A 13201-nucleotide genomic window follows, 5' to 3' on the forward strand; every position below is an offset into this window, starting at 1 on the left:
TTTTGTTTTATTCACTAGCCAAAGCTAGCTACTTAAAACTTGATTGATTACGTTTTGCTTGTTCAGTTTTCAAGGTTCATACTGTTTTTCTAACAGCAACTTTTATATCTTAGCATCAACACTCTTTTATGTCAACACTTTTTCAAAACTTTATTTAGTTACTTTTTTCAAAAGAGAAGATGTTTTATCGCCTCTCTTAGCAACATTTAATAATTTAACATATAGACTATATATTACGCAAGTACTTTTTTAATAAACTTTATTCTTAATAGAAATGTCTTCTTTCTATACTTTAATACGAAGCAGGAACTGAGGTATTTCTCGAAAACCCAATTCCTGCTACACTGACTACCCTTCTTGATTCTGCACACTTTGTGTATCTACTACACTCAAGCACCATAAGAAATTATCCCACGCTGAATACCAGCCATTGAAAATTTCAGATGAATCATCCCATCGAACATCAAACTTTTTTTGTCCATCTATCTCCACTAAAAATAAAGTAAGTGTCGGGTCCTTTTTCGAAATAGCTAACTTCATGCCATTTGCCAGTTCCTCTTCCATGAATACTACATCTGAAACAGAGCGAACTTGTGCTTGTTCAAACACTTGTTTATTCATAATTCTATAATTCATTATAGACCTCCACTAAAGTTATATTTAAATTTCCCCCCGTAAAAATAAAAGACTAGAAAATTATACTCTATATCCTTCTCTTGTGTGAACCTCATTTAAATAGAAAAGCAGAAACATTGTCAATCCATGTTTCTGCTTTTACTATTTCAATACTAAAAATAATCCTTCAACTTACAATATAAATTACTTACATAGCTTTGCACTGTACCTTCTACGATATAAAGCGTTATCGCGTTCTCTTTATTACTTTTATCTGTAACCATTAATTTTGCTATTTCTAATTCTCTTTGTGTGAGCTCCACTTTTTTATATGTGTAGCACTAATTTATGATAATCGCGCTATCACCTTTGCCGCCAACACGAACTGTCCTAGTATTGTGTCATGAATAGAGGCAAGCATTTTATCTGTGTCCATATTCTTCAATAAATAACCGCTTGCGCCATTCGCTAAACCATTAATAATCTAGTCCTCCTTTAAAAACGTGAATAAAATTAAAACAAACGTATGCGGAAGTTGCTCCTTATCTTCATTAATGCTACGATTCCATCCATAATGATATTGGAATATCCATTAATACGAGCTGTGGCTGAAGAAGCTTTGCCATTGACACCGCTTCTTTACTATTCTCGCTAAGGTCACAACCTGCATATCGTCTTCTAAATCAATAATCGTTTTTAGCCCTTCTCGTATGAGCATTTAGTCATCAGTAATTAAAGATTGTAAGCATCCATCTACCCTCTTATATACTAGTGTAATATGCAATAAACAGCCCTCACCTTGTTTTGGCTTTATATAGAACAACGTACCTTGTTAATCGCTCTACACGATCCTTCATCATACTAAGCCCCAAGCCTAGTGTTAAACTTTTCGATTCATTCCCATTATCTTGTAGCTCAAATAATAGGTTGAATGCCATTAGTCAGTCCTTCCTGTACAGCATGATAAAGAAAAGAAGCTTTTTTATAATTGTCGATAAATGCGCTATAGGGTATATAAAGCCACTCTACCATCTAATATTAAAGAAGGGAGGTGCTTCGAATTTATTCGGAACATCCCCCATACATACCTAATGTTTTTTATTGTAGCGAAAATAGTCACTTTATACGATAGACTGTCATTATATTCTTACCCATAGTATCTATCACACCAAATTATAACGGATCCTATTGTCTATCTACTGCCTACACAACGGCACGTACAAGCCATGTTGCCGCACGTGTTAAAATATGTGCGCGCAATTCTACGAAGTAGTCTGAGCCATAAAAGAAGGTAATTTTTTCATCAGCCATCGTACTGATGTCTGTTGGCTGCGGTGTCAACACAAAATGGGCGAATGATTCCGCAAAGTCTTCTACTACTGAACTTGCTGCATAGCCTGATATATAATCCTCCTCGTATTCGCTTGCTGGATTCCAAAACTGCTCATAAAAGGCCGTTAAATAGGCATCTTCATAAAAACAGCCTGTATCTTCAATCAGCACATTTTCACAGGCCTCTAAGTCTACCCAAATATTTTGCTCGCCATCTCTCAATGATAGATAATGTGCGTATTCATGAATATACGTAATCATTGTTTCAGATGCTAACTCAATATTTTCAGCGTTCATGCCTAATGTCCAATACTTCCCATCATCATCGTGTAAATTGACATACGCTAATGTATCGCCACTTTCAAACACGATAAATTGATTGATATCTTCGCGTTCCGACTCTGGAATTAACCATGCAAAATCAAACCATAGTTCCGCATGATATTCCATATCCTCATCCGTTACATCATCCTCTGTCAGAATTTGTTCAACGTCATTATCAATTTCATAGGTATACAGATCATAAACACCCTCTAAGTCAGTTGCAACCGACTCCTCTGCCGTCAGTGAACCATACTCATCCTCTAATATTCGCACTAATTCATCTCCACGCGCTATACAAGTTTCAGCGTTCTCACATTCTAACGGTAAAACACAAGTATCCTCCGCCCCAATATAAATTTCCCCTTCATAACAACCATTCTCTATCACATCGTCACTTTTAGCATTTACCTGAATCAATGTGCCTTCTACATCCTCTGTAGAATTTGTATCCTCTACCTCACTTGCAACGCTCTTTACGACTTCACCGTCAGATTGTACCTCGCCACAGCCTACCAATAGTAACAACATCATTAAAAATACTACCTGCTTCATAATTTTCACGCTACTTCCCCCTTTCTATACACTTAAAAATCCTGATCTGAACCACCACCTGAATAACTGTCACTGCTTCCATAACCGTCTGATGAACCATCCCTGGATGAGCCTTTTCCCCAAATAACCGCATAAAAGCCAAACCCCCAAAATACCATCAGTGTAATAAGCAATAAAGTATCATCTACATTCCACGGTGCTTCAGCCGTTACCACTAACCCTTCATATTCGATTTCTTCTGCTTGAATCGCATCTACTACATATGCAAAGGCACGTGTATAATCACCATTTTCTAAAGAAAGAAATATATATTCATCGAGCATTCGCTCTTGCTTAACAGCAATCCTTACAACATTACTTCCCGCACCTTGATCAATTGTCGCAAAAATTAACATTCCATTATTGATATCTTTTTGACCAATTCCCCATTTTTACTAATCCCTTATACTGGACTAAATATAATAAACCTATGACAAGGATCACACCTATCCCAATCAGTATCAGACTAATTTTCCTCCTTTCGTCTAAAGCCCTCCTTTTCCTTATTTTCAATTTAGCCAAAAGAGGATTGGGTAAAATGGTAATTAATGTTATTTTATTGTCATATGGCAAAAAAGGCTGTTGGATATGCCCAACAACCTTTCTCAACAGTATAGGTTAAGTAAGAAAGTTTATCTGTAGCCGTTTTTCCACTAACTCTATATTTAGGTTGCTCAAAACTATACTTCTAAAAAATTCTTAGGTTATTCATATGATTGGATAAACTCAATATTAGCAAGCTCAACATCACTTAACTGCTCATCGTGGAAATAAGGATTTGCAACATACCAAGGCTTACTACTAAAATACTCTTGCAACGGACCACTAGCAAATTGATAACCGTGACGGGCAAATATCTCATTTCGAATATATTTCAATTGCTCTTGAGAATAATTGGCTATATCTGAAGTATCCAAATAAGCATTATAACTGTAAGGGATAATAAATTCAGATGTATGTTTCAAACTATTTTCTAAAGTTGAAATAAGATAAACATTGGCCAATTCTATATCAGAAAGAGAGGTTTCTGAAAAATTACTATTTTCTTCATACCAAACTTGATTCTGAAAATACATTTTCAAATCCTCTGCTCCAAAAATAAAACCGTGGCGCGCGTATAATTCATTCCGTGCAATACGCAGCTCCTTCTCTGTTAAATCAGCTAAATGCTCATACGTTAAATATTCCGTATTACTATTAGATAATATATAATCGCTATCTTCCCCTACGCCTTCTTCATTCATTAGGCCATCCACCTTCTCTGAGACAATACGAGGAAGGCTATGTAATTTTTCCGCTAAATCAAGTGGCACGATGGCTGCCTTAAAGCTTACAGGTTGGATAATTGCATACGAAATAACAGAGACCAATGTTATAATTAATAGTATCTCTCCCAACGTACCTTTCACCTATATCACCCCCACAATTTAGAATTTAATTGTATTTTATCACTATATACCTTAAAATGTAGACATATTATTTCCGATATTTATTGCTAAATATAGTAGAACTTTCACTAAAAGTATACATTAGGAAGAGGTATATTTTGAATAGTACTTATTATGAAATATTAGAAGTAACAGTTGATGTCGATTCAGACGAACTTAAAAGAGCATTTAGCATAATGATTCGCCGTTACTCTAATGAAAAATACCCAGAGAAGTCAGCTCAACTCAGGGAAGCATATCGAATATTGATAGATCCCAAATTACGGAAAGACTATGATATTCAATTAGAATACGGGCAACGAATTGAACACCTAAAAGAATTAGCATTCGAGGCAAGTAAAACAGGCTTTATCAGTGAAGTAAAAGACTCTTTTAATGAAATTATTACAATTCAGCCAAGCGCGACCCATTATTACGAATATGCTCTCATGTTAATGAAATTAGAAGATTATGAGGAAGCAGAACACTTATTACACACTACTATACAAACAGATGAGGAATTTATAGATGCCTATATTCAGCTAGCTATTCTTTATTCTAGGTTAGAACAGTATAGAAATATGGTACGAGTAACAAAGCAGGGGTTATTAATAGCTCCAGCTAACTATGAGCTTGTATCACTTTTAATAAAAGCTTATCTATGCACTGAGCGATATGAGGAAGCATGGGCCTTTATAGAGAAATTACGATTAAAGCCACATGTCGATAGTCAAAAACATGCCTTCTATCTATGTCAATTTTTTGAAATTTGCTGCGCTGCAGATAGCACGACGATGTATGAACAATATAAACAGATTATTGCAAAACATCCATTTACATATGAGGCGAAACAATTATTAATAGAGGAGTTACAAGTATGGATCGAATTCTTATGCAACTCCTATACTTTCAATTGGGCATACAACGCTTTATATATTATATGTCTTCTAAGAAATGAAGGAAATTTATCAAACAATGCCTTCTTAGAAGAGTTACAGAAAAAGCAAATAATTTATAGTGAATTTCAAAAATTGTCTCATGACAAAACAATCGGCAAATTGTTCAAAAAATTATTTTACATTTACTTATTTAAAAGTGACTATGCAAGTGAGCAGGAATGGGAGGAGCATAATCAATTTATACATGATGACATCGAATGGTATGCAAATGAGAATTATCAAAGCTTCAAAAAAGATGTAAAACGACTAGAAATTAAATATCCCGCTCTTTTTAAATGTAAACAGCAATTTTTTAACTATTTGATTTAGGGAATGATTATACTGGATAAATATCACTTAATCGAGGAGTCATTTTATTCCATACAAGATGATATCTTAGAAGCATTTAAGCCTTATGATGAACAATTGATTTCACATCATTTATTCCGATTAAATCGAGTATACCGAAAAATTCAACAGTTATTAAAAGAAAAACAAGCTGCTCAACTTATTCATTTGCAGTTAACCATCCAACAGTTTTTAGCAAAGTGCTATAGTGAAATGGCTTATGAGGATGAAAAACGTCATAATCTGCTTGCCGCCCAAGCAAAATGGCTACAATGTACAACATTTGAATTAACGGAAAAGTACTCAATTAGTTACGCGAAAACCATACTGCGCTGTGCTAATTTTCTATTAAACCAAGCTCCTTTTGAACAAATTGACTATATTACTTCCTATCAGGCAAATCAAAAAATGGGCGACTTAATACGAGCCAAGCTTGTCTTACAATCTGTCACACACCATTCTGAAGATGCAAAATTACTGAATCATTGGATTAATGAAATGATTTTATGTATGGAACAATCACCTGAGCTAAACAAAGTATTACCGGGCAATAAACAAGAGGAACATACAATTTCACAAGCCTTACATGAATTAGAGACATTAATTGGGCTACAATCGGTTAAACAAAGTATTTATGACTTACATCATTGGATTTCCTTCACTAAAATGAGGCAGGAACAAGGCTTTAAAGCGGAAAAACTCAGTTTACATATGGTCTTCACAGGCAATCCAGGTAGTGGAAAAACTACAGTTGCACGTATTGTGGCTAATATTTTAAAAGCACTTGGTATTTTAACATCTGGTCATTTAGTTGAGGTGATGAGAGGGGATTTAGTTGGTGAATATATTGGACACACGGCAGTAAAAACCCTAGGAAAACTTGCTGAAGCTAAGAATGGTGTGCTTTTTATTGATGAGGCATATGCCTTAACAAGAGCAAAAAACAGTAATGATTTTGGAATGGAAGCAGTAGACACCATTGTCAAAGCAATGGAGGATGACAGAGACACACTTGTTATTATTTTAGCTGGTTATCCAAAGGAGATGGAAAGTTTTATAAAATCAAACCCTGGACTTGCCTCTCGCTTCAAATATACCATTAAATTTCCAGACTATACACTGGAGGAGCAACTGGAGATATTGGAATTGATGTTAAAACAGAAGCAGTATCGTATGACAGCCTCAGCTAAAAAAATAGCAAAACGTATTATTAGTCGTAATATGATTGATAGTCCATCAAATCACGGGAACGGGCGACTAGTCCGCAATATGTTAGAGGACGCGATTTTAAAGAAGGCCACTTACACATTAACAACTGAAGGTGAGCATGAGCTTGACTTACTAACAGAGGAAGTCCTTTATGCAGTAGAGTCAAGTGATCGATATAGAGTGCGAAATCAAGTTGATGTATAGGAGTTGAAGAATAATTACTAAAGAAAATTGTCCCCAGGAGGATACGCTAAAAGAGGAAGTAATACAACAATATACCTCTGAACAAGAGAAATTTATTGCATTATTTCAAAAAAAACACCTTCCCTTAGAAAATTGCTTAAGCATCATTTTTAAAAGTCATACGATCAGCTATCTGGAGGAAGTACATTGTTTATTAGATGAGCTGGCCATCATTATGCGCATCTACCATGACCAGCCTAATTGGGAAAGCAACTTGGATAGCATAGCAAGAAAATTGCTGGCTATCTTGCCAACTCACTACTTTAAGGAAGAAGTGATTTATGTGGAGATTAAAAGTCATATTGAACAACTGTTAAAAGAAAACCTTTCAAATCTCGAAGAAATGGTGGAGAAATTTGAAGATTTCGATGTGCCCGAAGAACAGCCTCTTGAAGTATTAATTGAACAAATTAATACTCAAGTAAAAAAAGGAACAAAAGTAAACATGAAAATGTTTGAGGAACTTCGCCAGTTTTTAGATACACGTTTAGATATACAAGAAGATCCAGACATGGTAGCAACCATTGAAGCCTTTGAACAAGAGCGAGCTTCCTATATTCATGTAATGATTAAAGGAATTGATTCTATGGATTTGATTCATAGAGCAGCAAGCCTATCAGAAAAAGTAGATAAAGATTGGGTAGCAGAAACAGATAAAATTATATCAGAACATTTGAACAATTTAGCTCAATTAGGCATTGTAGAAATACCTGTCAAAGGGAAAATTTTAGACGGAGCCTACATGGAAAGCATCGGCGTTGTGACAACGGATAATCAAGTACCCCTGTACACTGTAGTCGATGTCCTAGAGCGTTGCTTCATGGATCAAAAAACAACTAAAATTGTTCGAATTGCTAAAGTAATTAATGTTGGATAAGGAGTTAAATTATATGACAGTCATCGGAATTGATTTAGGTACAACAAACAGCGCAATAGCCTATTTAAAAAATGAACGACCGGAAATTATTGTCAACAAGGATGGTCAACGCACAACCCCTTCTATCTTTCATATGAAACCTGAAACCAATGAAATTGTAATTGGCGCAACAGCAAAAAATGCAATGGCTGGTGCACCAAAATTAACAGCGAGTGAAGTAAAGCGGCTGATGGGAACGGGTGAAAATGTCACGGTAGGAGATAAAGCCTATACACCAGAAGAAATATCAGCTCATTATTTAAAGTATTTAAAAGAGGCGGCTGAACACCAATTAGGTACGATCGTTACAGAAGCAGTTATTACTGTACCCGCCTATTTTTCAGATGCCCAACGAAAGGCTACAAAATCAGCAGGAGAAATTGCTGGGTTAAAGGTAGAGCGTATTATTAATGAACCAACAGCAGCCGCTATCTCATTTTGTTCAGAAAATATGACTAGCAATATGAAGCTTGCTATTTATGACTTAGGTGGCGGGACATTTGACGTTTCGATTGTCGAATTGTTTGATGGTGTAGTAGAGGTAAAGGCAACTTCAGGAAACAATAGTCTTGGTGGTTTAGATTTTGATAAATTGCTAGCTGACTGGCTAATAAAAGTGATTGAGCGCAAAGAAAATGTGCGTATTGATAGCGGCTCTGAGATAGAAATTTTACAAAGACAAAACCGTTTAAAATTAGCGGCTGAGGAAGTTAAAAAAGTGCTTTCAGCTCAATCAACAGCTCAATTTGAAATTCCCTTCTTTATGATGAAGGATGGTATGCCTATTTCTATTAGCGAGACGATTACGCGAGATGAATTTGAAGACTTAATTCGCCCGTTAGCGGAATCCACATTACTTCAAGTGGAGGAGGCATTACAAGAAGCAAATTTATCTGTACATGATATTGATGATGTGTTGTTAGTAGGCGGTTCAACCCGAATTCCATTAGTTCAGCAAATTGTACAGCAAAAATTTAATAAAGCTCCACGTAAAGATATTAATCCAGATGAGGCTGTTGCCTTAGGTGCAGCCATTCAAGCAGGGATTAAAACAGGGATTATTAGCAGCGATAAAGGCATTATGGTGCTGGACGTTTGCCCTTATTCACTTGGAATTGAAACAAGTTCTGTTATTGGCTCCCAAATTGTAAAAGGCTTCTTCTCTGAAATTATTGAGGCGAACTCACCAATTCCTATACGGAAGAGCAAGCGTTTTAACACATTACATGATAACCAAACAGTTGTAGACATTAACGTATTCCAAGGCAAGCCTAATGAGGAAATGGTACAGCCTAATTTAGCTATTTCAAGTGAACCAATCACTTTAGAGGGCATTCCTCCTCGTCCCGCTAACCAAGAAATGATTGATGTTATTTTCAGTTATGATATCAATGGTATTTTAGAGGTAGAGGCGGAGATTGTTAGCACAGGGAAACGTATAAAAAAGCAAATTGATACACAGACAGGCGTTATGACAAAAACGGAAATTCAATTAGCTAAACAACGTGCTGATACTGATTGGACAAAATCACAATTGTATGACACGGTGAAAAATGTTGTCAGTCGAGCTGAACGTATACTTCCTGATTTACAAGGTTCTGATATAACAAAAGTAGAGAGCTTATTGCAACAAATTAAACTAGCAGTTCAAGATAACGATGAAACTTTCGTTCGTAAATTAGAAGATGAATTAACAGATTTACTGATCGAACTTGTTTAGCCCTATGAAAAGCTTAAAAGAACAATTAACCGAAGCTGTCCTTCTTATTCAAGAAGGACAGTATCTATATGCAAAAGATAAATTACAAGCACTCTACGAACCTAAAAAGAAAAACGACCTACTCACATGGTCGCTAAGTTTATGCTATATAGCTATAGGAGAACCTTATCAGGCACTATTCCTATGGAGATCATTAAAAAGACCAAATCTCTTTCCTCTTGCAGAGCAACGAACGGCTGTTATTCAATCTCTCCCTGTATATGAGGAAATTGCTAAAACCTATAATAAGGCACTTATATGCTTTCAACAAAACCAGTTTGAAAAGGGGCTTGAATACTTATTACCTTTATTAAAAATAGGCTATGTTTTGCCAACAGTTGTCTATAAAGCCATTCTATTTTCTAGTGCTTTGCTGCATAACGAACAATATACAAAGCAATTACTACAAAATATGCCTGTCCATATTCAGCAACTACCAGACACAAAACAAATATTACTTTTTATGCATCAGTCAAACCTTGAACAGCCTGTCGAGGTAGCGAAAAACAAGCTTCGCTCAGGTAAGATCATGTTCTCTCTAGTTAGTATTTTAGCTGCCATAACTATTATAGTACTGCCCTTATTGTTCAAAAAGGAGGCTCCACCTTTATCTATACCTGCTACACTAGAAAACCAGGAGACCCTTATTGATAAACAGCGAGATACAGAAATATCTCAACTAAAAGCTACTATTGACAAGCTAGAAGCTCAGCTTTCTGAAACATCTAAGCTAGAACAACAAATAGATGAGGAAAACCCATTTGCCCTTTTTTCTGCTGAAGAAATTGCCCAAATAGCTGCAACGCTTGAGAAGTCTTCATATCAACAAGGACTTCAAGCCTTTCAAAAAAGAGATTACCCTACCGCCACAGCTTTATTCGAAAAAAGTTTAGCTATAAATAAAGACGCCTACTATTCAGATGATGCTATGTATTTTTTATTGCAAGCTCAAATTGCACAAGGTAGGTCAAATGAGGCGATTAACACGGGACAGCAGTTTTTACATATGGATAACAAAACGTTTTGGGATTCCCCTTATCGCGACGATACAATGCTTTCTTTATCAGGTTTATTACAAGAGCAACATCTAAATGAAGCCAAAATTTTGCTCCAAAAGCTAGTAGAACTATACCCTGAAGATTGGACAGGGATAGAAGCTAAACGTAGGTTGGTGGACGAGTCATATGATGAAAATTGATACAAAAAATTACTATACGATATTGAATGTGTCACAAGAGGCTACTGAGGACGAAATAAAAAGAGCTTTTTATAAGCTAGTAAGAATTTATACAAATGAGCAGCACCATGAAGAATATCAATTAATTCGTGAAGCTTATAATACTTTAAGTAATTCTGAACAACGCAGAGCATACGATGAACAAATTATACACGAAGATATTAATATTTTGTTAAATGAAGCAGATAGATTGTTAGAAAATGAACAAACAGCCAATGCTATTGTCAAAATCAAACAAGCCCTTGCCATAAACCCTAAACATTTAAATGCAAGAAAATTATTAGCACAGGGTTATATGCGAAATGGGCAATTTGAACAAGCAATCCAAGTTTTAAAGGACTTGCAAAGCGATATCCCAAATGATGTAGGCATTTTAATCTCACTAATGGATGCTTATATAGAACTTCAACGTTATAAAGATGCAGCAAACTATGCGGAACAAGCCCTGAGCTTGGAACCAACGAATGATTTTCTTGTAATGGATTTAGCCAGAATTTATTCCATTGATAATCGAATAAAGGATATTTTTACATTATTTAAGAATCATTTAAAAGATCCAATTGTGTTACGCAATTTACCTATCATCATTATGATGTGGGATTATGCCATGTACTATAATTACGAAAATAAAGTTAAGCAGGCTGAAGACAAACTCCAGCATTTAGCAATAGAAAATAGAAATGACGTGATCATCGGGATTATTCGTCATGTAGAAGATCATAGTGAAAAATGGTTTGGCTTTAGACACGCTATTCAATTTGTAAATAATTTAAATAACTACGGTAATCAAGACTTTGCGCAATGGACAAGCAATATGCAGCAGTATGTAACAGATGACATTTACTACTTTGGAGATATTGACTATGGTGACTTCGCCATTAAGCATGGCGGTAAGCCTAGCAAAAACACCCCACCAAAACAGGTTAAAACGCAAGAGACCTTTTCGCAACAAATACCTGTGAAGCAAGAGCAACATACTTATCAGAGTTCCCCAGTCTCTGCACAGATGAGAGAGGTTGCTTTTAGAGGATCCGTCTTTTGGGCAATTCTATTTGGTATAATTTTTGCAGTTAGTACAGAAAGTATAGGATTGGGTGTTATCGTAGCACTTGTCTGGTATTTTTTAGCGGGGTACATAAAAAATATCTTTTCATTCCTTATCGGCTGTGGGTGTCTGCTCATAATAGCAACGCTGGTCATAGGCGTCATTATCAATATATTCTCTTAAACTCTCAAGAATATGAACTGCGCTCCGATAGTTAGATACCGTTAACAATCGGAGCGCAGCTTTTTATATTTCTTATATTTTTACAGCGTAATACCTGTCTGTGCAAGCTTAGGCTGATAAGAGACAATAAACTTGATTTCAGCCTCTTAAATCTTTGGAACGCTTTCTTTGCGATAAAAGCACGGCGGGGGAAATAACCCTTGTCCCACCACACTCTAATCCCCTATTATTTTGCTCTCTTAGCGTTTTAAGCCTGTAGCACAGTATCTTCTAAAGTAATTTGATGTTTTTTGTATTTAATAAATCTAACAGTCTCTTTGATTAAGTAAAATAATGATACCAAACTATTTTTTAACGCTATTGTGAGAAGGACGAAAAGTACACCAAATAATATCCCCATTGTAAACGAACCATTATTACGTCGAGCAAAGGCATTTTCTAAAAGCGCACTGAACGCGACAATCGTAATTCCTGCTGATGCCGCTCCTAACATAGGCTTAAATGAGGTGTAACGAGCAGTAAAAAGAATCCAAGCTATTAAAAATACAAATAAGGCTGGCCCTGCATCAAAACCACCTTGTACAAATTGAGGTAATATACCTAATAAAGCAATAGTAATAGTCATTATCCCGACTAAAGACCATCCATAAATCACAGAGGATTTTAATATTTCTGCCTCTGTTTGTGCTTTGAAAACATTCTTTAACATAAATGTGAATATCATTTTTCTCCACCACCGCCAAATTTATATCATATATCACCATTTTAGCCCAATTTTTAGTAATTTCGCAATCTATTTTCTTAATTTCCAAAATTATATTAAATAAACAAACAGCCTAATTTCCTGTAAGAATGGTAAGAAGATCACTTGTATGGTTTATGAATAAAATTTATATATATTAACATTCATAAAACTGTGACAGAAAGTAAAGGTGAGAACACAATAATTCCCAACTTTTTATAAATTTAGGAAAACAAGCCAAATCACTCTTTCGGCTTCCTCTACACGAAAAAACAGGAGAATCCTCGGTAGA

At 35.5% G+C, this 13201-nt stretch carries 13 protein-coding genes; 6 read left to right on the plus strand and 7 right to left on the minus strand.

Annotated elements, in window-relative coordinates; genetic code table 11:
- Positions 1-348: 348 nt before the first annotated feature.
- From ADM90_RS21950 to ADM90_RS21965, 6 genes are all read right to left on the minus strand, one after another.
- Positions 349-636, minus strand: a complete 288-nt coding sequence (locus ADM90_RS21950; RefSeq protein ID WP_053997002.1) for a hypothetical protein — start codon at positions 634-636, stop codon at positions 349-351.
- Between the two features lie 152 nt (positions 637-788).
- Positions 789-899 carry a LuxR C-terminal-related transcriptional regulator gene (locus tag ADM90_RS25275; RefSeq protein WP_235473795.1) on the minus strand — a complete coding sequence of 37 codons (111 nt, stop codon included), beginning with the start codon at positions 897-899 and terminating at the stop codon, positions 789-791.
- A gap of 510 nt (positions 900-1409) precedes the next feature.
- Positions 1410-1553, minus strand: coding sequence for a hypothetical protein (locus tag ADM90_RS24605; RefSeq protein WP_161804098.1), 144 nt, complete (start codon positions 1551-1553; stop codon positions 1410-1412).
- Positions 1554-1818: 265 nt separating this feature from the next.
- Positions 1819-2823, minus strand: coding sequence for a putative zinc-binding metallopeptidase (locus ADM90_RS21955; RefSeq protein WP_235473813.1), 1005 nt, complete (start codon positions 2821-2823; stop codon positions 1819-1821).
- 32 nt (positions 2824-2855) lie between these two features.
- Positions 2856-3218 carry a hypothetical protein gene (locus ADM90_RS21960; RefSeq protein WP_053997004.1) on the minus strand — a complete coding sequence of 121 codons (363 nt, stop codon included), beginning with the start codon at positions 3216-3218 and terminating at the stop codon, positions 2856-2858.
- Positions 3219-3566: 348 nt separating this feature from the next.
- Positions 3567-4271 carry a YARHG domain-containing protein gene (locus ADM90_RS21965; protein WP_053997005.1) on the minus strand — a complete coding sequence of 235 codons (705 nt, stop codon included), beginning with the start codon at positions 4269-4271 and terminating at the stop codon, positions 3567-3569.
- A gap of 137 nt (positions 4272-4408) precedes the next feature.
- Here ADM90_RS21965 and ADM90_RS21970 point away from each other — a divergent pair, with 137 nt between their 5' ends.
- The 6 genes from ADM90_RS21970 to ADM90_RS21995 all read left to right on the plus strand — a co-directional run bounded on the left by ADM90_RS21970 (position 4409) and on the right by ADM90_RS21995 (position 12167).
- The gene (locus ADM90_RS21970; protein ID WP_053997006.1) at positions 4409-5557 is read left to right on the plus strand and encodes a DnaJ domain-containing protein; all 1149 of its coding nucleotides are present in this window, start codon (positions 4409-4411) and stop codon (positions 5555-5557) included.
- Between the two features lie 3 nt (positions 5558-5560).
- Positions 5561-6988 (plus strand): AAA family ATPase, encoded by a 1428-nt coding sequence (locus ADM90_RS21975; RefSeq protein WP_053997007.1) that lies wholly within the window; start codon positions 5561-5563, stop codon positions 6986-6988.
- A 214-nt stretch (positions 6989-7202) separates the two neighbouring features.
- Positions 7203-7904 (plus strand): nucleotide exchange factor GrpE, encoded by a 702-nt coding sequence (grpE, locus tag ADM90_RS21980; protein ID WP_053997008.1) that lies wholly within the window; start codon positions 7203-7205, stop codon positions 7902-7904.
- 13 nt (positions 7905-7917) lie between these two features.
- The gene (locus ADM90_RS21985; RefSeq protein WP_053997009.1) at positions 7918-9663 is read left to right on the plus strand and encodes an Hsp70 family protein; all 1746 of its coding nucleotides are present in this window, start codon (positions 7918-7920) and stop codon (positions 9661-9663) included.
- A 4-nt stretch (positions 9664-9667) separates the two neighbouring features.
- Positions 9668-10900, plus strand: a complete 1233-nt coding sequence (locus tag ADM90_RS21990; protein ID WP_152928067.1) for a tetratricopeptide repeat protein — start codon at positions 9668-9670, stop codon at positions 10898-10900.
- Positions 10887-12167 (plus strand): tetratricopeptide repeat protein, encoded by a 1281-nt coding sequence (locus ADM90_RS21995; RefSeq protein ID WP_053997011.1) that lies wholly within the window; start codon positions 10887-10889, stop codon positions 12165-12167. The genes ADM90_RS21990 and ADM90_RS21995 overlap by 14 nt, the downstream gene beginning before the upstream one ends.
- A 247-nt stretch (positions 12168-12414) precedes the next feature.
- Here the strand turns inward: ADM90_RS21995 and ADM90_RS22000 are convergent, their stop codons facing one another.
- Positions 12415-12876, minus strand: coding sequence for a hypothetical protein (locus tag ADM90_RS22000; protein WP_152928068.1), 462 nt, complete (start codon positions 12874-12876; stop codon positions 12415-12417).
- Positions 12877-13201: the final 325 nt, after the last annotated feature.

Source organism: Lysinibacillus macroides (assembly GCF_001281525.1).
Taxonomy (GTDB): Bacteria; Bacillota; Bacilli; order Bacillales_A; family Planococcaceae; genus Lysinibacillus; species Lysinibacillus macroides.